The 21754-nt window shown below is 41.3% G+C and carries 18 protein-coding genes and 1 pseudogene; 5 read left to right on the forward strand and 14 right to left on the reverse strand.

What is annotated here, in order from left to right; all coding sequences use genetic code 11:
- The first annotated feature begins 595 nt into the window (after positions 1-595).
- Together AC21OH_RS11390 and AC21OH_RS11395 are read left to right on the forward strand one after the other, a co-directional pair.
- Positions 596-1729: a hypothetical protein gene (locus AC21OH_RS11390; RefSeq protein ID WP_487369839.1), complete on the forward strand. Its 1134-nt coding sequence runs from the start codon at positions 596-598 to the stop codon at positions 1727-1729.
- 327 nt (positions 1730-2056) lie between these two features.
- Positions 2057-2644: a sce7726 family protein gene (locus tag AC21OH_RS11395; RefSeq protein ID WP_486530639.1), complete on the forward strand. Its 588-nt coding sequence runs from the start codon at positions 2057-2059 to the stop codon at positions 2642-2644.
- Here AC21OH_RS11395 and AC21OH_RS11400 read toward each other — a convergent pair.
- The 4 genes and pseudogenes from AC21OH_RS11400 to AC21OH_RS11415 all read right to left on the reverse strand — a co-directional run bounded on the left by AC21OH_RS11400 (position 2607) and on the right by AC21OH_RS11415 (position 7964).
- Positions 2607-3668 (reverse strand): annotated as a pseudogene (locus AC21OH_RS11400) (beta family protein). The gene AC21OH_RS11395 and the pseudogene AC21OH_RS11400 sit on opposite strands and share 38 nt — an antisense overlap.
- Before the next feature lie 157 nt (positions 3669-3825).
- Positions 3826-4626 carry a hypothetical protein gene (locus AC21OH_RS11405; RefSeq protein ID WP_487369838.1) on the reverse strand — a complete coding sequence of 267 codons (801 nt, stop codon included), beginning with the start codon at positions 4624-4626 and terminating at the stop codon, positions 3826-3828.
- A 99-nt stretch (positions 4627-4725) separates the two neighbouring features.
- Complete coding sequence (locus tag AC21OH_RS11410; protein WP_487369837.1) at positions 4726-7470, reverse strand: ABC transporter permease; 2745 nt, start codon at positions 7468-7470, stop codon at positions 4726-4728.
- A gap of 98 nt (positions 7471-7568) precedes the next feature.
- Positions 7569-7964 carry a DUF1622 domain-containing protein gene (locus AC21OH_RS11415; protein ID WP_487369836.1) on the reverse strand — a complete coding sequence of 132 codons (396 nt, stop codon included), beginning with the start codon at positions 7962-7964 and terminating at the stop codon, positions 7569-7571.
- A gap of 146 nt (positions 7965-8110) precedes the next feature.
- Here AC21OH_RS11415 and AC21OH_RS11420 point away from each other — a divergent pair, with 146 nt between their 5' ends.
- Positions 8111-8695, forward strand: a complete 585-nt coding sequence (locus AC21OH_RS11420) for a GNAT family N-acetyltransferase (protein WP_487369835.1) — start codon at positions 8111-8113, stop codon at positions 8693-8695.
- 75 nt (positions 8696-8770) lie between these two features.
- Here AC21OH_RS11420 and AC21OH_RS11425 read toward each other — a convergent pair whose 3' ends face one another.
- Positions 8771-9547 carry an SDR family oxidoreductase gene (locus tag AC21OH_RS11425; protein WP_487369834.1) on the reverse strand — a complete coding sequence of 259 codons (777 nt, stop codon included), beginning with the start codon at positions 9545-9547 and terminating at the stop codon, positions 8771-8773.
- 108 nt (positions 9548-9655) lie between these two features.
- Between AC21OH_RS11425 and AC21OH_RS11430 the strand changes: the two genes are divergently transcribed.
- On the forward strand, positions 9656-10015 hold the full coding sequence (locus AC21OH_RS11430) for a VOC family protein (RefSeq protein ID WP_487369833.1): 360 nt from the start codon (positions 9656-9658) through the stop codon (positions 10013-10015).
- A 258-nt stretch (positions 10016-10273) separates the two neighbouring features.
- Here AC21OH_RS11430 and AC21OH_RS11435 read toward each other — a convergent pair whose 3' ends face one another.
- The 4 genes from AC21OH_RS11435 to AC21OH_RS11450 all read right to left on the reverse strand — a co-directional run bounded on the left by AC21OH_RS11435 (position 10274) and on the right by AC21OH_RS11450 (position 14525).
- Positions 10274-10867 carry an HAD-IB family hydrolase gene (locus AC21OH_RS11435; protein ID WP_487369832.1) on the reverse strand — a complete coding sequence of 198 codons (594 nt, stop codon included), beginning with the start codon at positions 10865-10867 and terminating at the stop codon, positions 10274-10276.
- 50 nt (positions 10868-10917) lie between these two features.
- Entirely contained in the window at positions 10918-12798 is a 1881-nt protein-coding gene (locus tag AC21OH_RS11440) for an amidohydrolase (protein ID WP_487369831.1), read from the reverse strand.
- Between the two features lie 171 nt (positions 12799-12969).
- A complete protein-coding gene (locus tag AC21OH_RS11445) occupies positions 12970-13686 on the reverse strand; it encodes an ABC transporter ATP-binding protein (RefSeq protein WP_487369830.1) in 717 nt (238 codons plus the stop codon).
- A complete protein-coding gene (locus tag AC21OH_RS11450; RefSeq protein WP_487369829.1) occupies positions 13683-14525 on the reverse strand; it encodes an arylesterase in 843 nt (280 codons plus the stop codon). The genes AC21OH_RS11445 and AC21OH_RS11450 overlap by 4 nt, the downstream gene beginning before the upstream one ends.
- Before the next feature lie 155 nt (positions 14526-14680).
- On the opposite strand from AC21OH_RS11450, the gene AC21OH_RS11455 reads away from it, so the two are divergent.
- Entirely contained in the window at positions 14681-15196 is a 516-nt protein-coding gene (locus AC21OH_RS11455) for a hypothetical protein (protein ID WP_487369828.1), read from the forward strand.
- A 156-nt stretch (positions 15197-15352) separates the two neighbouring features.
- Here AC21OH_RS11455 and AC21OH_RS11460 read toward each other — a convergent pair whose 3' ends face one another.
- From AC21OH_RS11460 to AC21OH_RS11480, 5 genes are all read right to left on the reverse strand, one after another.
- Positions 15353-16657: a valine--pyruvate transaminase gene (locus AC21OH_RS11460; RefSeq protein WP_487369827.1), complete on the reverse strand. Its 1305-nt coding sequence runs from the start codon at positions 16655-16657 to the stop codon at positions 15353-15355.
- An 86-nt stretch (positions 16658-16743) separates the two neighbouring features.
- A complete protein-coding gene (locus AC21OH_RS11465; protein ID WP_487369826.1) occupies positions 16744-17994 on the reverse strand; it encodes an MFS transporter in 1251 nt (416 codons plus the stop codon).
- Between the two features lie 245 nt (positions 17995-18239).
- Positions 18240-18485, reverse strand: coding sequence for a (Na+)-NQR maturation NqrM (nqrM, locus tag AC21OH_RS11470; RefSeq protein ID WP_486535190.1), 246 nt, complete (start codon positions 18483-18485; stop codon positions 18240-18242).
- A 409-nt stretch (positions 18486-18894) separates the two neighbouring features.
- Complete coding sequence (gene nhaD / locus AC21OH_RS11475; protein WP_487369825.1) at positions 18895-20400, reverse strand: sodium:proton antiporter NhaD; 1506 nt, start codon at positions 20398-20400, stop codon at positions 18895-18897.
- Between the two features lie 120 nt (positions 20401-20520).
- Positions 20521-21705 (reverse strand): FAD:protein FMN transferase, encoded by a 1185-nt coding sequence (locus tag AC21OH_RS11480; protein WP_487369824.1) that lies wholly within the window; start codon positions 21703-21705, stop codon positions 20521-20523.
- Between the last annotated feature and the right edge of the window lie 49 nt (positions 21706-21754).

A 21754-nucleotide genomic window follows, 5' to 3' on the forward strand; every position in this document is an offset into this window, starting at 1 on the left:
ATAATACTTTAATCAAAGTAGAATTTTATTGGGTCAAAGATAGAGACTATTGGCGCTTGGGTCGCTACCAATATAATTAATAAAGACCTACGGTCTAAGCCAATTTATTCTATTCTGTATCAAGATGACTATTCGGAGTGTTTATAATTAAAGCTGCTTTGTGCGATTCAGAGTTACAGGGATTGGGTTTTGAGTAGCCAATCGCGCCATTCGCTACTATCTTGGCTTGATTAGGGGCGGGCGCTTGGCAAGCGTCGTTCCTGACTCAGCGATAACGACTCTTACCAAACGCCTGCAGCCCTATGCTTCACCAAGTATATCCACTCAGAAAATGCCCGTTAAAGCATTTTATCTTGCGAACCTAAAATTGCAGTGCAATTTTTAGCGGTTCTCATGTCACGGCTAAACCACTCCTCCAGTTGACGTTGGGGGTGTTAAGTAAGGATTGAAACAATATACATGCTCATAGAATTATAAAATCGTGGGTGATAACCTGCGTTAATATTAACCTTCGTGGACTTCGATTCACTGCACTACGCTACGCCTACTTAAAACTATTTTAAACCAATAGCCATCAAGCAGAGAAGTAACCCCTATGAGTAATCTATTAAAAAACCGATACCTCATCACCTCATTATTATTACTCGGAATTAGCGCCTGTGAAACGCAGTCCGACGAGTTGACGCAAGCTGAACTAACGACTACCAAAGCTAGTCAAGCCGTGCCAAAGCCAGTAGAAATTTCTAATGAAACGAAAAGTATTGAAAAAGAAGGTACTGTAGAAAATGAAACGGAAATGGCGATAAACGTCGATACAAGTAAAGCGAACTGCGACATTGTACGTGAGATAATGGCGCAAGTTGGCATAAACAGTAAGATAGAGGCTATCTATCAAGTTAATGAAGCGCTTCCTGTTTGTTTAGAACAAACGGACAGTACAACCGCACTCATGCTACTAACACAATACAATGAGATGTATTACCGTTTTTTGGATGACGGCTTGCGGGGTGAGGACGACCTTGACGTTTTTAATAACATAGCATACAAGGTAGACACTGGCGAGGCCCTCTCCAAGACTCAACAGGCAACGCTAAATCCACATCTTAGATACTTACTCACGTTATCACAGAGTGATGAAGATGTTTATCTTAAGTATTTGGGCGAAGGCTACTATACTTTTAGCCATGATTTATCAGCAATGGTGTCTCGGTTTGCCCCTTATTTGACCGAACAAGACCGTACCTTCTTTGAGCGTATGGCAAAGGACAATCAGGATATTTTTTGGAATGATGCGGCTATTAACGTCTCTTTAGAAAACCTTATAGAACGCGCTTTGTTTTGGGAAGATTATTTAAAGCGCTATCCAAATGGACGCCATAAGCAAGAAGCCCAGCAACTATATAACATTTACCGGTTCTCTTTATTTTACGGATCAGATAATACAGATTGGACAGACGATGCCATGCATTACTTCTATGAGCCAGAAGATAATTTGGCAATGATTGAGTTGTCGCATCAGCCCAACAGCCAACTGGCAAAAGACGCCAAGAAATTCTTACAGTTTATGCAAACCTCAGACATTGAGCGCCGTGGTGACATCGAACCCAATGGTGAAGACTATCAAGATATTTCTATTGCCGGACAGCGGGTTGATGAAATATTACAAATCCCTAATCCTTGGCGAGAGGAAAGCTCAATAGATTGCTTTACAGGTATATTCTGTCGTTAGGGATTTGTAGCTAATCCTGCTTTAAGCTAAAATCTTGGTTTATACAGGGGCAGGCGCTAATAGCAAGAGTCGTTCCTGACTTAGCGATACCATCTCTAGCCAAGTGTCTGCACCCCTGTGGTATACCAAGTATATCTGTTTCAATCAGGGCTAAACTTCTCCTCCGATGCAAGGTTTATTACTGGAATGAGAAAACACGATAATGTTCATACGTGTTTAATATAAAATTAATTATTGTAAACACATTAATAGAGTTCTCTAAAAATCATGTTAATGTATAAGACCTGCATTAAAAAGGTTATAAGTTAATCATTAGGTTCTATATTTATGTCAATTAATAAAATGCTTGATAAAGACGTACGAAACGCTGTTAAGAAAAGAGTTATTAAAAACCATATTAGTGACCCATCAACGCTAGTTGTGGAAGAGATGGGTCTAAATTATGGTCGTAATCGTATAGATATAGCTGTTGTAAATGGTAAACTTCATGGTTTTGAGCTTAAGAGCGATTCGGATAATCTGTTGAGGTTACCTAGTCAGATTGAAGCGTATTCTGCGGTAATGGATAAAGTCACTTTGGTTGTAGGATCTAAGCATGCTGATAGAGCAATAGAAATCATCCCTGAATGGTGGGGAGTTAAAATAGCTACACAGGGTAAAAGAGGAGCGATAAAGCTAAAAACCGAACGTCGGGAGAAAGAAAATAAAAATATAGATTCATTTGAGTTAGTTAAACTAGCTTGGAAGGATGAAATATTAAATTTACTGGCTCAAAGAATAGAAGTTGATTGGAGAATTAGAAAGCTAAAGAAACAAGAAATCCACCAACTAGTAGTGGATAACTTCAGTTTAAATGAAATTAGAGATAATATCAGAGCTATATTGAAATCCCGTAGTGACTGGCGTTCTGTCTAGCGACAAATGTTATGTGATGATTGTGTCCTACTTTTACCCAAGTTTCCATATTGCCACAAGTGGCAGTTTTGTTAGCGCATTCACTCAAATAATTATCTCCCCATGAATAAGTAGCACCTAAGAAGTAAGGAGAGCTAACAATTATATGTGATATATCATGATACTGATTAAAACCATCGACATGATGGGTGTTTACTTGATAACCAACTGCAAATAAATAATCATCAGATAATGTGTATTTAATCTTAGCATTTGGATTAACGTATGTTATAGGCTCCAATTCATCAGGATGTACTACAGAATAGTCTGAGAAAATTGGATGTTTAGACTCTTGAGTAAGCCCTTGTAAAAATTCTTGAAAGCCTAACCAGTGAATGCGAGGAGCATGTCCATAAGGATTATAATCTTCCCTTAACAACTCTTTTGGTGCTGAAGAACCAGCTATAATTATTTGATCGACACTATCTACAAAATTACTGACGATGTAATCGTAAAAGGTCTGAATATGATGAGATTGAGCTTTTTCATTAGACTTAATATTTGACCTAAAATCAATTAGAATATCTACGATACGCTCATCGTCCGTTAATTGATCAATAAGTTTCTGTAAACTTAAAATAGTGGTATTATCAAATAATTGAATGTTTATTTTTAAGCAGCATTGTAATTTATGCTGTAACACATGATTAATAATTGATAAATTAGGATTATGTATGTTAATAACTGGATGATAATTTAAATTCCTATTATGAAATTCGTTTAAAATAAAATCTATATGGTTAACGCCTTGAATAGAAACATTCGAGGGTTCGTTTAAATCTATATAAATTGGATTGCTTCCCCATTTTTGCTCTACATTTTTGGCTAATGATTATCCTCTAGAGTCCGCTTTCTCTTTTGTTAATGTGATAACTGGTTTAATATGAGACTTAATTGATGCATCTAATTCTAATAGTGCATTAAACTCTCCTCTTTTGGAATTGAGTATTGGTACGTATAATACTTTATCCTCCATTGAAAACATCCTTATTGTCTATAATTGTAAGTATTTGTTATTAATGCCTTACTTATATAGTGGTATTTGTTTTTTTTTCAAGTGTTGTTTGAAAAAAACCTAAACCATCCACCAAACCCTCTTTCTGATCCCACGTCCAATCACTAACCTAACCTGCAATAATCAATTACTCGCATCCATATAACTCACTTGGCGACTCTGAATAAGGGAGAATAACGTAATTATTCTCATCAATAAGCTTTTTCAGGGTTGAGCTGGTTGGTTTGTCCAGATGATAGAGTGATGTTAGTTTGGACAATAAATTGTGTAAGATTTTATTGTCAAAACTTGGTGTCTTGATAAAACCCATTAGTGACGCACCAAGCCCAATAAACTCAAAACCGAAATCATCCATCATAGTTATAATGGCAAAGTTTTCAAACGGACTAAAATCACATGTAAAATAACCGTTTAATAATAGAGCTAACTTCAACGGCTCATTATCAAATTCACCCGCCTTAACCATTATACGTTTGTCCATAACGGGCAAAGGGTTTTCATTAAAAGCAATGATTGCCATCAAATCATCCGCACTATAGGGTTGCATCTTTTCATCAAAACTTCCAATCTCAACACGGTATTCGGGGTTTTGGAGTTGCTTAGCGTAATATTCAATTTGTTTAGGGTAGACTTCACCTTCAAAAATCTCATTCAATCTTGGGTCATCAGATTCTAATTCATTCAATATATCGTCAGCATCACTACTAAAACGTTCATGAGTACTGGCATGCATAGAGGTATAGCCCGCTTGTGACTCATCATCTAAGACTAAGAATATTCGTTTTGGAGCGAACTGTTTTTTCAATTCATTATAAGCATCCAAGACCTCTTGACATGTGCAAATATTGGTAATAGTCGCAAGATGGCTTAAAGCCTGTGCGTCGTCACTAATTGGTAGTGTTTTCCTATTTAATTTAACGTCAGCCATTGGCTTTTATCCCTGCTATTTAATGTTTTATAGAATTTTTAGTAAACCATCCAATCTAGCCTAGCACACAGAGGTTATAAATAGGACTAACTCAATCCCCTAAACCATCCCCCGCACCCTAGCCATAATCCCACGCCCAATCACCAAACGCACATAGCCAATTGCAATAATCAACAACACCGCCACCAGTAACACCGCACCGAGCGCAAAGCTACCCCAAGGCACACTAAAGCGCAGATTAAACCACTGGGTAATAATCACATACGCTGTACTGCTTGCCAGCACGACGGCAAACGCACCCGCACTAATCCCTAATAAGCCTATCTCTAGCATATTAATCTTATACAAATCACTGGTTTGCATACCCAATAAGCGAAACGAGGCACTGTCCCGTAAGCGGTCTTGCGACGTCGATAATAAGGACGTAATCAACACCATAATGCCCGTAATCATCGCCAGCAAGGTAAACACCTGCACCAAGCGGCTCATTTGACTCACAAAGCCCTGTACTTGCTGGGCAATCGCCCCGCCATCAATGGTGGTAATCGCAGGAAACGCACGCACAAGATCGGTTTGAATTTGCGGAATCTGCGCGCTATCTACCTTAGTCGTCGCAAACTGAATTTGCGGGGCATCTGCCAAGACGTCAGGCTCAAATAAGAAATAGAAAAATGGACTAGGACCACGCTCGTAACGCTCACGAATACTGGTGATCTGTCCGACAATCTCAATGCCTTGAATATTAAAGCGGACTTGATCGCCCATATCGACATTTAATAAATCGGCTGCGGTATCTAAAATGGATAACGGCACAACATCTAACGTTGTAGTCTCACTGGACGTTTGAGATTTGGCATCAATAGAGGCATAAAGCTCGCCAGAGTTGACCGATTCGGTAATAAATTCAGTGTCCATGATACTATCGGCATAGCTTAGATTAAACACCCGAGTGGGGTCATCGCCCGAGCTACCGCGTGGTTCGACATTCTCAATAGGCACACTGCCTGCCTCGGTCACCCTTGCGCGCACCACCGGATAGTAAGTAATGGGCGAGTCAATCATGGTGTTTAATTGGTCATGCTGGTCACTTTGCACATCGAGCAAAAACAGATTTGGGGCGTCTTCAGGATAGGCTTGTACAAATTGCTCATTTAAGCTGTGATTAAGTAGGGTAATCATGGTGAGTACCGCCACCGACAGCGCTAATGTCACAAAAAATAGCGCCGATTGATTGCCCTTGCGGGATAGGTTATGCACCGCAATACGAGCCATCCAACCTGACGACTTACCGCCGCCGCGTGCAATAATTTTTGACAGTAACCACAACCACCCTTTACCGAGTAACCAGAAACAGCCTGCCAGCGCCAGCATACCGCCCAATACCTGCAGGCCTGTCAGCCAGGAGCCAAACTCATAAGCAAGCAATCCATAACTTGCCAGCAGTACCAGTCCGTACCAATACAAAGGCGGATGTTGGCGGGTATTACTTGCCGACTGTTTAAGTACCGCAGATGGCTTGGTGTGGGTCACCGCATATAAGCTTTGCTGCACCACCAATACGGTAATGACCAAAGCGACAATACTGATTTTTGCCACACTCACCCAGCGAATCGACAGTGCGATATCAGGCGGTAAAATAGCGGTTAAATATTGTGCGCCGATATGAATCATACCTAAGCTTAATAGACCAGAGGCGACACAAGCGAGCACCGCCATACCCAAAAACACCTGATAATAACTGCGTTTAATCGCTTGCACCGACTCACCAATGGCGCGGCGAATGGCATTGGACTTTTGTTGCATGCCAACAAAGGCTTTGACCACACTAAGTAGCGCCACCGCAGACAAAAACAGCACCGCAATGACCAATAACTTCAAAAAAATTAACACATTATCTGACACTGCAGTGACTGACGTGTTGGATTCGTCAGCAGTAGTCAGCTCAACATCTTGGGAGTCGGGCAGGGTGTCAATGATTTGCTCAAGCTTGCTGTAAACGTTGGCAATGGCATCTGCATTTGTATCAACGTTACCCGCCAACTCAATACGGTAATTGACTCGGCTACGTTGCCCCATTAAATTGGTGGCGTCTAAATCGCTATCAGTCATCAGCACCCGAGCACCAAAACCAAATGCCGTTAACGGACGGTCGGGTTCTGCCACCAGTTCATCAGCAATGGTAAATACTGCATCCCCAATCTTAATCTTATCGCCAACAGCTACCTCAAGTCCTGTTAATACTTGCGTTTCTACCACCACGGTTTTGGGCTGTAGTTGCTCCCAAAGCGGTTTGCCTGAGGCCAGCTCGACTTCACCATATAGCGGATATTGATTAGATACTGCTTTGATACGAGCGAGTAAAGCACTGTTGTCTGCACTGACATCTATACTGACATCTGCACTGACGTCAGCGCTGTCTTCATTTAAAGCGTTGTTTAAAGAGCTGTCATCGTTGATGCTCGAAATCATGGCGTTAAATTGATAATCGTAAACCACGCCAGTTTTATTAGTTGCCTCGCTATTAGTTGCACCACTATTAGTCGCGTCACTATCAGATGCAAACGCTTCTACCGCTTGCAATACATCGGGTGTCCATGCCTGCTTACTGTTTAAGATGATATCCCCACCCACCAATGCTCGCTGATTGTCGGTCACATAATCTCGCACCGACTGTTGAATGGAATCGAGGGTTAAATACGTCGATAACGACAACACCATCGCCAATAAAAACAACAACGGATACACCCAATGCCGCCACCAGCTACGTTGTAGGGATTTACTACCAAGGTTTGAGTAGGCTTTGGATGGCTTTTTAGATGATTTGGGCGTGGTGTCTGAGGTCATAGCTATATAGATGTCTGTTTGTGGTGAATTCAATAATGATTGCTAAAAAGAGAAGTCTTCATTAGCCCCGGTTTAACTGCGCTGGTCGTAAAACGTTGCTAATCAACTCTACCGTCTTTATCCATAGTAGCATTATTTTCAGTCTTTTCTTTTTGCCAAGGAAACCGCCCCTCAAGCTCAACTTGTAACGATAAACTTAAGAACGTTCTGATTAATACAATAAGACCCAGCACGACCACGCTTCGTAGTGTCGGTTCTGTCACTACGGTTGCCATAATGTCCGCAGCAATCAGCACCTCTAGCCCCAATAAAATCGACTTTCCAACGTCTTGTCTAATACCTATATAGGTATCATGACTGAATTTATCCGATGACATTATTGCCTTCGCAAATGCCATGACTAGCCCTAAAAACATAATCATCACACCAATAAATTCGACAACTTTGGCAATGACATCAATCCATTCAATTAAATGTTCCATTAACGAGAGCATGGGTAAACCTTTAGGCTAATGATAAGTTTAGTTAGAATAGTCTAGCCAATATACAAAACAAACCCTGTATCTTGTGTCTTATTTTGTTGATAGTCTGTTGAAAATAGACGACCACTTGATTAATAACGACGCTCAAAATTAAAACTATGACCCTAGAAACAAAACGTCTTTATCTGCGTCAATGGCGCAATGATGATCTACCTATGTTTGCCCAACTAAATGCTGACCCTAAAGTGATGGCGCATTTTCAAAAGCCATTAACTAGGCAAGAGAGCGATGCAATGGCAGTAAGGCTTAAACAGCTGATAGCAGGTAGAGGTTGGGGGTTTTGGGCAGTTGCACTAAAAGACAGCAAAGACAGCGTAGAGGTAAATGGCAAGTTTATTGGCTTTGTTGGACTGCATGAGCCAAGTGCAGAGCTACCGTGCTCGCCTTGTGTCGAGATTGGTTGGCGATTGCATTCTGACTATTGGGGTAGAGGTTATGCTACTGAAGCAGCAACCGAGGCGTTACGGTTTGCCTTTAGCGAGCTTAATTTGCATGAAGTCGTGTCCTTTACCACAACCACCAATTCAGCCTCGCAAGCAGTGATGCAGCGTATTGGCATGACCAATACAGGTAAGAATTTTTATCACCCTAACCTTGAGCCAACACATCGGCTAGCCGAGCATGTATTGTATAAGATGACTAAGAAGATGTGGACGTCCCCTTTGTTAGCGTCGCGCACTTAACCACTCATTATCAAAACATCACCGATAACGGTCTCATTGTTAGTTATTTTTGTTTAAAAGTTAAATAAGTATTATCTACCACTCTATATGCTTACCTGCCCAATCCACAAAGCAGCCAGTATCGTTAAAGGTTAGCTGTCCTAATACGGACAACAGATTATCAGCGCATTGATTGGGTTCGAATAATGTCTCTTTAGGGACATTGGTTTGATACGGCTTAGACAATGACGTATCAACCGTACCGGGCTGCATCACCACAACACAGACGTTTTTAAGTGAGCGCTGCCATTCAATCGACAACGTTTTCATACCCATATTGAGTGCCGCTTTACTCATGCGATAGCTGTACCAACCACCGAGTCTATTATCGCTAATACTACCGACCCGAGCCGAAATCGTCGCATAGATAGCTGGATGCACCTCACTGGGCTTACCCGCTTTTAATAACGGTTTGATATGTTTGGCAATCAGCAGGCTAGGTAAGGCATTGATTGTTATATTTTCTATAAAAAAGTCGGGGTCAAGTTGTCTGATTGCTTTCTCCGGTTGGTGCGTCTCCTTGTGCAATAATCCCACCGCATTGATAACCCAATCAATATGGCTGACGTGCTCACCAATTTGAATAATGGCATTTTTTATACTACGCTCACAAGTCACATCCATCGCAAGCCAAATCACTTTACTATCAGCGTGGCACTCAATATCGCTTGTATTAAAGTTGGCAGGTACTCGATTATGATACGTCGCAAAGATTCGCGCTACTGATTCGTCATGGTATAAGCGGTTGAGTAGCGCTTTACCTATACCGCCCGTACCACCAATGATAAAAATATGCTTTTTATTAGTTGTCATAAGGTTTGATTAACACCGTCGAAATCTAGCAATTTATTGTTAAATGTCATGATGAAGGCTTCGATTAAGGGTACTCTATAACTATAAACATAATAAATGGATTTAAATATGAAACAGCACGAGCAACTAAACTATGTCGAATTTGCCTCAACAAACTTATCAGCGACGAAAGCCTTCTTTCGCACAGTATTTAATTGGCAGTTTACTGATTATGGCGAGCACTACACCGCATTCGAAAATGAAGGGTTAGATGGTGGCTTTTATCAGTCGGACAAGGTGAATCTAACCGATCATGGTGGTGCTTTATTGGTATTTTATAGTGATAGTCTGTTATCAACTTTGGATAAAGTGATTAATAATGGCGGCACTATTATTCAAGATATATTTGAGTTTCCCGGTGGGTATCGTTTTCACTTTACCGAGCCCAGTGGTAATGAGTTTGCGGTATGGTCGGAGTCGGATGAGTAGTGGTCTGATTTAAGAATAGGACAAAATGATTATCAGGCTGTAATCACACTCTTTCTATAGCTGGGGTCTAGGTCATGTCTTCCTTTGGAACTTCAGAATTTGTAGTCTCAAAATGGCTATATTTTTAACCAAATTTTGCCTGCTTTCCAACTAATATGTCGATATTATCTTGTCAATTATTCGTATTTGACGACAGTTTATCTCATTTGTAACTTCATAATCTAATAGCAAACACGGCCTAATGCTGGATTAATATTATTACTCAAAATAACAGTAATACCGCTTATTATCCGACGCCAACGATAACAATTCATTATCCTCTACCGTATCACCATAGGCATAAATCTGTTCAAAGTCATCAAGATTATAAGCTTTGCAAACCATCAGTTGTTTCTGATGTGAGCTACAATCCCCTTGTTTAGTATAGCCAGTCAGCACACCGTCTTTAGTAGCAACTTCAGTGCATATCAATGCTAGCCCGTGTATCTCACACCAGGGTTTTAAATATAAATCTAGTGACGCGGACACAATGACGACTGTATCGCCTCTATCTATATGCCACTGTATTCGTTGCATTGCTTTAGGGCGTAGATAATTAGGTAGCTCTTGTTCCGCATACGTCCTACCTTTGGCTCTTAAACTGTCCTCGCTGGTACCTCGAAACGCAGAATGTAATACTTTGGCACGAATATCTTGACCTTTTACTAAGCCTAGTTTGTATTTTATGAGTGTCGGCAATAGTATAAAACGACCAAGGCGCAATCTGTTTTTGGGTGTGGCATATAAAATAAAGTTACTAAAAGTATCTTTGCGAGTGATCGTGCCGTCAAAGTCGAACAAGGCTATATTCATACAATCTGCCCATCATGAATGGTAATTACCTGATCTGCTTTTTGGGTAAGCTACTGTTTAGCCGCAGGTTTAGTAGGATTATGATAACCGCCATAATACTTAACGGGTGACCAGCTTGGGATAATTGCAGGCAGTTGCGGATTTAGCGTATTGTACTCACCAGCGCCATAAACCACATCACCGCCAACCACTGTCAATACTGATTCAATGGTTTTGATTTTTTCGTCAGGTACGGTGAAATAGTCGTCAGATAACAAAACAAAGTCCGCATATTTACCCTTCTCTAGCGTCCCTTTAACGTCCTCTTCATGAGAGAACCATGCACTACCGCTCGTGTACACCTCTAGCGCATCGTCACGGTCTAGGATATTGTTCTTATCGTACAACTGGGTACCGCCAACTGTTTTACCTGTGGTCATCCAGTACAAGGATATCCACGGATTGTAACTTGCCACTCGTGTACCGTCTGTACCAGAGCCTAGCGGAATGCCCATGTCATATATCTTCTTAAACGGTGGGGTAGTCTTAGCGGCCTCCGCACCATAACGCTCCACAAAGTATTCGCCAGCATACGCCATACGGTCTTGTACCGAAACGCCACCATTCAAACGTTTGATTTCACGCAAGGTCTCATCAGTTATGGTTTCACCGTGGTCAATTGCCCAGCGCATCTCATCACGAATTTTATGGTCGTTTTCACGGTCAATCTCATCGACCAAATCAACAATTAGGGCAGTATTCTCGCCATAGGTAGAGTGCTGTCTAAACGGCCAACCCTCGTTAACGTGCATTTGGATAACCTCTTTGGTACTCTCACGCCAACCCTCGTTATTTTTAATAAAAGGCTTTGGTGCCAAAAAGTTTTCAAAATCACCGGCCGCCCATGTCATGTATTCTCCACCGCCTTTTAACTCATAGCCGTGTTCAAGGTGGGTATGCTCGTTAACAGAAGCGGTATTATTTGCCATCCATTGTTCAAAGGCTTGTTTTTCTTCACCTGCTTTTTGTGGGAATAAGTAGTAAGAGATCCGCAGTGAAGCATCACCGTTTTTTGCTAAGGCTTGCGAGGCGTCATAGTCTTGCGGGAAAGTATGCCCACCGCCGCCAGCATCAATCGCACTGGTCAAGCCAAAGCGATTTAATTCATGGTTAAAATGCGCCGTTGAGTTAATCATCTCTTGTTCAGATAATGGTGGCAATTTACCAATAACTTGATACAGAATCATGGCATTAGGCTCAGCGAGTAGCACGCCTGTAGGATTGCCGTTTTCATCGCGCTCATAACGACTGTCATCATTTGGCGGCTGGGTATCTTTATCAATCCCCAAGGCGTCAAGTCCCGCTTGATTCAACCAACCACGGCTGTATAAATACAATACGAAAGCAGGCGTGTCACCTGTTGCCTCGTTAATCTCCTCTATAGTCGGCATCCGCTTTTCTTCAAATTGATACGGTGACCAACCACCAATCACACGTACCCATTGACCTTCAGGCGTTCTGTCTGCCTGCTCCTTTAGCATACGCAGGGCTTCTTTTAATGAGGTGACGCCATCCCAGCGCAGCTCGGTATTATAAAAACGACCACCCCGAGTTATATGAAGATGTGAGTCATTTAACCCCGGTATCAGTGTGCGACCATGTGCATCGATAACTTGAGTATCGTCATTACGCAAACGCAAGATGTCCTCATCGCTACCTGTCATGAGTACCTTACCGTCCTTAATGGCGATTGCTTCAGCAGTGGTACGTGCGTCGTCCATCACCGCCACTTTGGCATTGGTGACAATCATATCTGCTGATTGCAGCGTTGCATAAGGGGCGTTGGAGGTGCTCTGTGAGGTCGGCGTAGCACAGGCGGTGAGAATACCGGCTGCTCCAGCGAGTAGAATAAAATTTCTGACTGGTTTCTTTATGGTTATACTATTAGTCATAAAAGTCTCTTAGTTAGAATAAAAACTTAAAAGTTACATAGGTTGAGTTAGTTTTCCTTAATTTATCACAGTTACTTTTAAGTTCTCATTTTTAGCAAACTTTTATAAACATCAGAAACAAAAACAAACATTATTTAGAGATAGGTTGGCTATTTAATCCTCAATCAATCCTCAATCTTCAATCCGCCCATCATGAATGGTAATTACCTGATCTGCTTTTTGGGTAAGCGCCGGGTCATGGGTCACCACCACCAAAGCGGTTCCCGATTGCTGTTGTAATTCCAGTAATAAGTTCATCACCTGCTGGGCATTTTGTTCATCCAAATTACCCGTCGGCTCATCAGCAAAGATGATTTTAGGACGTGCAACCAATGCCCGTGCCAGTGCAGTACGCTGCTGCTCACCACCAGAGAGTTGATGCGGTAAGCTGTCACTGCGATGGGTGAGTCCAACCGCTTTGATTAATTGCTCGACCCGTTTGGCATCAGGATGACGGGCAATATCGAGCGGAAAGGCTATGTTCTCGCTAACGGTTAGCGTTGGCAACAAATGAAAGGATTGGAACACAAAGCCCATGTCTTGCTGACGTTTTTGTGCCAATTCATCTTCAGACAAATCGGTTAAATTCTGTCCATCTAGCCAAACTTCGCCTGTATCAGGGTAGTCTAAACCTGCGAGCAGCCCGAGCAGTGTCGATTTGCCTGATCCCGATTTACCCATTATCACTGCAAACTCACCTGCTGCAATACTCACATTAACGTCTTTGATAATGTCAGTCTTAGTCTCGCCAATAATAACGCTTTTAGATAAATTTCTGGCGTACAATAGGGGTTTGCTCGTTTTATTCGAATGGGGGTCATTTACTGTTTTACTTATCGACTTGTTCATTGTACGGTCTCATATGGCTCAGCCTCTTTACTATCCACAAATTTTTCAAGTGTAGGCGTTAGTACGGGCAATATATTGTTATGAACTATCTTGGTATACCCCTCAGCTGTGGGATGAATGGCATCAGATTGGTTTAACTTAGGATCACCGCCCACACCTTCTAAGAAGAAAGGTATGAAGGCAATATCGTATTCTTCGGCCAGTCTCGGATAGATGTTTGAAAAAGACTGTACGTAGTCATCGCCTAAGTTGTCATAAATCTGCATACCACCAAGTATCACCGTACTGCCTTTACTTTGTAAACGCTTAATAGCGGTACGTATATTATCTTCTACCGTCGCTACATCGATACCGCGCATGGCGTCATTAGCACCTGTGGTCAATATCGTAATATTAGGTTGAGTTTTTAAAGCCCAATCCAACCGATTCACAAGCCCACTTGTGGTCTCACCACTGACACCGGCGTTTACAACTTTAGTATTTACATAGCCGGCTTGTTTCAAGGCTTCTTCTAATTGGGCAGGGTAGGTATCATCTTCTGCAACGCCCAAACCTTCGGTTAATGAATCGCCGATGGCTAATATGGTGATGGGTTGTTCGATAGTTTGGGTGGGTGAGGTAATCGGTTGTGGCGCTGTTGTATTGGTAATTGGCACAGTCATTGGTTGTTCTACAGGCATAGTTTCACTTTCGAGTGCAATCGTATTTTCGGGGTTTTTAGCCGTGTCGCTGGCAGGTTGGCAGGCACTAAGTGCAAATCCAAAAAGAATAGACAAGCTAAGTACCTTTAAAGAGGACATTGTCTTTTTTTTAGATAAAATAGGGGTAAAAACTGACATGAATCATCCTTTTAAACACTAAAATTAGTAAAGGGGTATAATGGTAATTGTAGCAAAGTCTTAGTTACTAAGCTGTTTGAGATCAGTTATGCATTGATTTAGTAAAGGATCAAAGAGTTTGCTATGCTTAACTAGATTGAATAAATGAGAGATTTATGAATAAATCATTTGTTACTACAATTATTGTCCTTATAGGCCTACTAAATTTATCTGCTTATTCGAATGATACTGATCATCTTAATAATATCAAGGGTGTCATTAGTAAAAGCGAATTACGTAGTATGACCTATAATAGTTGTATCAATACAGCCTCAGAAGCAGAGGCTTACTATATGGGGTTTATAAAATCAGAAGATGACTTTAAGAATTATTGTGGCTGCGCAGCAGATAACACGGTCGCCAAATATGATTCAGGGGTAACTTCAGTAAAAGAAGTAGGAGTTAATGTTGAGCAAAGTGCTTATCAATGCTTAAAACCTTATATACAATCTTCAGTCATCAATATGTGTTTAAATGCTGCTAAAATTAACCATAAAACAAATGCTGCTCAAAAATGCCAGTGTTTTGGTGAGCAGTTAGCAAAGCATGCATCAAAAGATATAAATAAACTTTTCGCTGATACAAAAAGATACCTTGATTATTCAACGCAGTATTGTCGTTTGAAAGAGTGAATAATTTTGAAATTAATTGTGTTGACCGAAAGCTTTAAAGCATCTTTGTATATGACCATTTAAAAAGACTAACTTTGCATTTAAGATGCTCAGATAGTCTTTTTTGTGAGCAATAGGCAATAATTCATTGATTAAGCACAACTTAACTTAAACCCTTTAAGCATTATCATAAAGCTCACGCACCACCTCACCAATTACTTTGATGCCCGCTTCTAAAGTATCATCATGAGCGGCAATACTCATACGCACGCATTGATGAGCGTGTGGGTAGTTGCTGTTATCTAAACCAGGATAGAAGTGCTCACTGGGTACAATTAAAGTGTTTTTCTGTTTTAAGCGATCGTATAGCTCTGTGGTCGAAATCGGTAAATCTTTAAACCATACCCATAAGAAAATAGCGCCTTCTGGTTTATGTACCAAGACCGGATAGTTACCCATTTCTTTTTTAATATGAGCAATGGCCTTTTTTGCTTTTCGCGCATAAAACGGCTGGATGGTCTTATCACAAATCTGTTTTAGACGATCGTCTTTTAGCAGTGGCGTAGTAATGGCAGCACCAAAACGAGTAGGTGCTAGATTGACTACCGCATTCATAGCACTGACAGTTTTAACCACCTCAGGCGCGGCGACAATAATACCAGTACGCGCGCCTGGCAGACCAATTTTTGATAGGCTGAAGCATAAGATGGTATTGCTGTCCCAGTTTAAATTGACATCAGGGTAAATAATATTGGGGAACGGCTCGCCGTAGGCGTTATCAATGATTAGCGGCACGTCATACTGCTTAGCGATTTGGGCAAGATGTGCCATTTCTTCGTCGGTTAACACGTTGCCAGTAGGATTAGTTGGGCGAGAGCAGCAAATAGCACCAATCTCACCGTTTTTAAGAGCAGGCAAGTTTTCTAAAGCTGTAAAATCCACTTTATATTTAAAAAATCCGGTTTCAGATTCGTGCTCAACCTCTTCGATTTCGGGCTTTATCGAAATAAAGTGTTCACCATCAATTTGTACATCGCTATAGCCGATATATTCAGGAGCTAGTGGCAGTAAAATGGACTTGGTACTCAGGTTGCCTTTATCGTCTTCAAATTTCCCACCAAACAAGTTAAATAAATAGAAGAAGGCATTTTGCGAGCCATTGGTCAATACGATGTTATCGCTAGTTAAGTTCCAATCATAATGACGGTTAAAAAAGTCAACCAAAGCATCAATAAATTTTGCGTCTCCTTGTGGGTTTGAATAGTTACCCACGGATTCTATCGCACTGCTCTCAATACCACCTTGTTGCAAGGATTGATATGCTTCAAAAAATGCCTCATTTACTTTATCGATACGGGCAGGGTTACCTCCGCCTAGCATATTAACCGGAGTAGGGCTTTTTAAAGCATCACCTAAATCATCCATGAGCTGAGAGATAGCGCTGGTTTTAGTGAACTGTTGACCGTATTTTGAAAACTTCATAAAAGGACCATTTGTTATGTGCTTAAAAAGGGAGTTGATAGCTTAGATTGAGTAAGGATTAGTAATGTATTGCCATAGAATAGTGCTTAAGCAGGCTTGCCGTCAATCATAATAGGACGACTGGCGAGCCAAGCAATAATGATGTTAATGACAGTCAATACCAAAATAAACAATAAAGGGGCATCCCAATTATCCGTGATTTCATACAACCAACCTGCACCAAAAGGTCCTATAAAAGCCACCAGATAGGCAACTGTTTGCGCCATACCCGAAAGTTTACTCGCTTGATTAGGGGTGTAGGTGCGCAGTGAAAACAACATGATACATAAGGTAAAAATAGCCGCGCAACCTAAGCCAAGAAAAGCCGTCCATAGAATCGGCATGATAGACGGCAGGTATGAGATACCGATCATACCTAAAACAATAAGAGTGCTGGCAATGAGGGCGACTGTTTGTATTTTCATGCCCCGCTTACGAATCAGCCACGTCATACTTATAATAGCAATCGGGGCCATAAATTGAAAAATAGACGCCATGCTACCTGCCTGAACCTCATTCAGCCCTCTACTAATCCATATTGATGGTAAAAAAGCAGCAAAGGTATAAAACACCAAAGACTGTAAACCCATGAATATGGCCAATTGCCAAGCTAGGGGCGATTTCCAAACCGAAGTCGCTTCTTGAGCCGTTTCATTTTCTGTCAGCGTTGCAGCGGGTATGTTATGAGATGAGCCTAGCTTCAAGCGTAAAATAACCCAAGCGACAATTGCGGCTACGCCAAGGATGGTCCAGCCGCCAAGTGCCCACTGCCAGCCGACTTGTTCAGAAAGTGGATAAACCAGCCCTGATACTACGCCCGCCATGATAGACATCGTCAGACTAAATATACTGGTCACCAAGGCAATATGAGCTGAGGTATGCAGTTTTATTATTGGTGCAACCAGCGTATTAGCAAAGCCAATAGCTAAAGTTAATAGAACCGTCCCCAATAAAAACCCATACCAATCTAGCCATGTCGAACGAATAATAATGCCTATAGTCACCGCTATGACAACGCCGATCAGCGTGTTTTCAAGCCCATAACGTTTGCCTATTGAAGGTGAGATCAGAGCGCCTAGCGCAAACATTAACATTGGGATTGCCCCTAGCCACCCGATATGCGATGCATCAAGATTTAAAGCGTCTTGCACTACAGGCGCGATAGACCCCAGTGCCACGATTGGCGAGCGCATATTACTCGCCATAAGCACAATAGCAATAATGACGAGCCAAAATGTGGTACGTGATGCAGGCTCTTTGAGCGAATTATGCTGGGTAGCGGCAGCGGGGTTTGACATAAAAAATACCTACTAAAAGCAAAGCGATGACAAGATATCCACTAAAAAAACCACCGCCTAAACGATGGTTCTATTAGTGTACAACTGGCTAATCTGATACTTAGAAACTGGCAACTGTTAATTAACAACCGCCACTTAAGAGCATTCACTTAATAGTTGCCACTTAAGAAACAAGATTTAAAAGCTTAGAATTAAAAAAGGTATTAAACTGAAAGTTAAAAAGCTGCTGGTTAAAAGTAAGTAAATCAGACAGCTGATTTACCAAGTTCTGCCGCTTTTTCATTAAGGTTAGCATCATCGTTCATCTTGTCGCATTTATTGGGATCATCCCCACAAAATGAGCAGGTCTCATCCCCCATTAGATTAGCCACACGACCGCAAGAACCCCTTAAGGGTTCTTTTTTGATCATATATCCAATACCCATCATCAAAAAGAAAAGAACAAATACGCCAAACGTAATGGCGAGCATAGGAAGTAATTGAGCGAGCATAATAACCTCACTTAGTCTAAAAAGCTTGAGCAGTCATTATTTAGAATTCAGATATTTGAATCTACTGTGTCTAAAATGCTAATTTTTACACTACAATATTCGTGTCACATATATCAACGTCAAATATCAGTGTTATGAAAGAACACCTAATTCATAAAAAATGATTCAAGCTTTATTTATCATTAATTATTTATAACTATTGTAGCATAACTAGGGTAAATAAGCGTTTTAGAGCGGTATAAGTGCTGTAAAGCTTCAATAAATAAGAAAAAGTTAAAGCCCTTAAGCTGACTTTTATTCTGCACAAGGTAGACATTTAATTTCGACGAAAAAGCCATAAAGATAGACTCTTTATGGCTTTAAATAACACGTTTGGTTTTATTTAGTTTTGCTCTACTAATCGCGGGGTCTATATGACATGAATAGCAATATAGGTTGCAGCCCCTGCTAGGTAGCCAACTAAGGCTAAGATACTAATGCGTTTTAAATACCATATAAAAGGTACTTTCTCCATACCCATAGCGGCCACGCCTGCTGCAGAGCCAATAATTAAGCAACTACCGCCGGTACCCGCACAATATGCTAAGAAATGCCAGAACGCGCCATCTTGCAGGAACATACTTTGACGCGCTAACTGGTCGCCTGTCATTCCTGATAAAGCAGCCTGATCAAGTAGTGGATACATTTTCATGGCACCTGCTACTAAAGGTACGTTATCTACTAACGAGGACAACAAGCCAATAAGCACATTGATCACATATAAATTGCCAAAGGTATTATCTAACCATAAGGCCACATCCGTCAAATGCCCCGCTGTCGCTAAACCAGCAACCGCCAATAATATACCTAAGAAGAATAAAATACTGGGTATATCCACGCGTGATAAAACGCCAACTACCGTCAACTGTTCTTTAACATACCAGTCATGATGGCGATGCATCACTTCGGTATAAACCCATAACACACCCAGCCCAAACAATATGCCCATGTATGGCGGTAGATGAGTTACCGTCTTAAAAATAGGGACAAAGGCAAGGGCTGATAAGCCTAATATCAATACGCTTAATCGCATTCTTCTTGTAATGGTACGCTGTGCCATCAAAGCCAACTGATCTTTGGGGAGTGTTTCAGGCGCACTGGTTGGCACCGCTTCCATAAACACAGGTCCTCCTGCTAACGCAGGGTTTTGATCCACAGGTCCTAAATAGTTACTACTTGAGGACTTGGGCGCAGGTTTATCTTCTACAGGGCGAAGAATCTTTTTACCTTTTAGCGACACGCTCAATATAATGAGTGGCACGACAGCTGCAATAATACTAGGTACAATAAGATCAACGATAATCTTGCTGGCGGTAACCTGATGACCAATCCATAGCATGGTGGTGGTTACATCACCAATAGGGGACCATGCACCGCCTGCGTTTGCACAGATAACGACCATGCCAACGTACAACCAGCGCATTTGCTGTTTGGTAATCAGCTTACGTAGCAAAGACACCATAACAATGGTCGTCGTTAGGTTATCGAGTAGAGCGGAGAAGAAAAAGGTCAGAATTCCGATGGTCCACAACAGCTTAACGGCGCTTGTGGTTTGAATACGGCTAGTGATGGCATAAAAACCATCATGCGCATCAATAAGCTCGACAATCACCATTGCACCCATCAAGAAAAATAGAATTTCTGCAATTTCTGCCAGATGATGCCTAAGCTCTACATTAATAAATTGACTGACATTTAATCCTTCAGCATGTACCATTTGGTCCGCCAATAGGGTATCAGAGCCAATAACTAACAATGTCCACACTAAAATGGCAGTAAGCAGCGCCGAGGCCGCTTTATCAACATGAATATTATGCTCTAGAGCAATCGCGATGTAACCTATTACAAAGACTAGCGCCATCAATGTATAAATCATTGCTGATAAATCCTTAATATTAGTAAACGCTTGCGGTTTTAAAAAAATTGAGTCATTTTAGAACATATATACTAATTAATATAGTTTTTAATTAGGCTTTAATAAAATAGTAGTGAGTTATCACAAGCCTTGTTTTTTTAGCTTATCAGCGCGCAGCATCTGCATTGATGAGGTTTGCTGTATTTGCCAATAATCAAGTGGGTCTTGACTGCTTTTCTTAATCTCCTGAGTGGTAGGTAATTCATTATGTATCTCTCCTTGTTTTGGGATGATAAACAAGGCAGCAATATTCTTATCATGGGCAAGCTCATATGCTCTTTTATAAGGCATCGCAGTAAGAGCGGTCGCCCACGCATCAGCAATGGCAACGCTATTAGCCACCACAGTTACCGAAGGTGCGCCGCCCACAATGGGCTGTCCTGTTGTAGGATCAATGGTGTGACTATAGCGTTTGTTATCAAAAATAATGGAATTACGATAATTGCCTGATGTTGCTAAATGCAATTGATTGGTGGATGTAGGCTGCCTGATAGCAGCAATGGTTAAGCGATCGCTGACACTACTATCGAGCACGGGCGCATCAATGGCAATTTGCCATGGCTGTGAGTTTTGATTGACACCTGATGTTGCCACCTCTCCCCCAATCTCGACCATATAGTTATTGATGTGATATTGACTGTTTAAAACCTCTGCAATCACATCAACCCCATAGCCTTTGCCAATGGCTGAAAAGTCGATCTCAACCCCATCTTTGGACTTAGTTAATGAACTTCCCTCTAAGGTGATGCTATCAAAATCAATATATTGTTTTGCTGCTAATATATCTTCATTCGGTGGTGGATTTTGTAGTCTATCCACGGTAATTACACTGCCAAATCCCCACAAGTTTATAAGCGTCATCACGGTGGGATCAAAAGCACCCCCTGATTGAGTATAAACCTGTTTAGAATCTTGTAGCACCTGAATAAAGTCCGGGTCAACCGTGATACTTTCGCCTGCTCCTAAAGTATTAAATTTAGATATGGTCGAGTCATCTTGGTACGTCGACATACTGTTATTAATCTCTTGTAATCGACTATCGATAGCGGCTTTTATCATATCAGCGCCTGCTTTTTCTGGCTGCCGATAGGTAATATGATAGCTGGTACCCATCGTTTGACCTTCCAGATATTGATACTTTGGTGATTGATCGCAGCCACTTAACATCAAAGCGGATAATATGATGACACCAACCGTTGTACCGACAGACGTTTTGGTGATTAAGTACGCAGTAAAGTGAGGGGTAGGGGAGGATAAGTTTTTCATAGAATGGCTTTAAAGTTTAATAAAGTCGGTGTATAAAAGGGTTAACCTT

It is taken from the genome of Psychrobacter sp. CX10 (assembly GCF_057621575.2).

Excerpts from the sequence above, each read along its gene's own strand:
- AC21OH_RS11415 (WP_487369836.1), bottom strand. The coding sequence starts at position 7,964 with ATGCTCTCGTTAATGGAACATTTAATTGAATGGATTGATGTCATTGCC.
- AC21OH_RS11410 (WP_487369837.1), bottom strand. The coding sequence starts at position 7,470 with ATGACCTCAGACACCACGCCCAAATCATCTAAAAAGCCATCCAAAGCC.
- AC21OH_RS11440 (WP_487369831.1), bottom strand. The coding sequence starts at position 12,798 with ATGACTAATAGTATAACCATAAAGAAACCAGTCAGAAATTTTATTCTA.
- AC21OH_RS11395 (WP_486530639.1), top strand. The coding sequence starts at position 2,057 with ATGTCAATTAATAAAATGCTTGATAAAGACGTACGAAACGCTGTTAAG.
- AC21OH_RS11450 (WP_487369829.1), bottom strand. The coding sequence starts at position 14,525 with ATGTCAGTTTTTACCCCTATTTTATCTAAAAAAAAGACAATGTCCTCT.
- AC21OH_RS11455 (WP_487369828.1), top strand. The coding sequence starts at position 14,681 with ATGAATAAATCATTTGTTACTACAATTATTGTCCTTATAGGCCTACTA.
- AC21OH_RS11445 (WP_487369830.1), bottom strand. The coding sequence starts at position 13,686 with ATGAACAAGTCGATAAGTAAAACAGTAAATGACCCCCATTCGAATAAA.
- AC21OH_RS11480 (WP_487369824.1), bottom strand. The coding sequence starts at position 21,705 with ATGAAAAACTTATCCTCCCCTACCCCTCACTTTACTGCGTACTTAATC.
- AC21OH_RS11390 (WP_487369839.1), top strand. The coding sequence starts at position 596 with ATGAGTAATCTATTAAAAAACCGATACCTCATCACCTCATTATTATTA.
- nhaD (WP_487369825.1), bottom strand. The coding sequence starts at position 20,400 with ATGATTTATACATTGATGGCGCTAGTCTTTGTAATAGGTTACATCGCG.
- AC21OH_RS11435 (WP_487369832.1), bottom strand. The coding sequence starts at position 10,867 with ATGAATATAGCCTTGTTCGACTTTGACGGCACGATCACTCGCAAAGAT.
- AC21OH_RS11420 (WP_487369835.1), top strand. The coding sequence starts at position 8,111 with ATGACCCTAGAAACAAAACGTCTTTATCTGCGTCAATGGCGCAATGAT.
- AC21OH_RS11465 (WP_487369826.1), bottom strand. The coding sequence starts at position 17,994 with ATGTCAAACCCCGCTGCCGCTACCCAGCATAATTCGCTCAAAGAGCCT.
- nqrM (WP_486535190.1), bottom strand. The coding sequence starts at position 18,485 with ATGCTCGCTCAATTACTTCCTATGCTCGCCATTACGTTTGGCGTATTT.
- AC21OH_RS11460 (WP_487369827.1), bottom strand. The coding sequence starts at position 16,657 with ATGAAGTTTTCAAAATACGGTCAACAGTTCACTAAAACCAGCGCTATC.
- AC21OH_RS11430 (WP_487369833.1), top strand. The coding sequence starts at position 9,656 with ATGAAACAGCACGAGCAACTAAACTATGTCGAATTTGCCTCAACAAAC.
- AC21OH_RS11405 (WP_487369838.1), bottom strand. The coding sequence starts at position 4,626 with ATGGCTGACGTTAAATTAAATAGGAAAACACTACCAATTAGTGACGAC.
- AC21OH_RS11425 (WP_487369834.1), bottom strand. The coding sequence starts at position 9,547 with ATGACAACTAATAAAAAGCATATTTTTATCATTGGTGGTACGGGCGGT.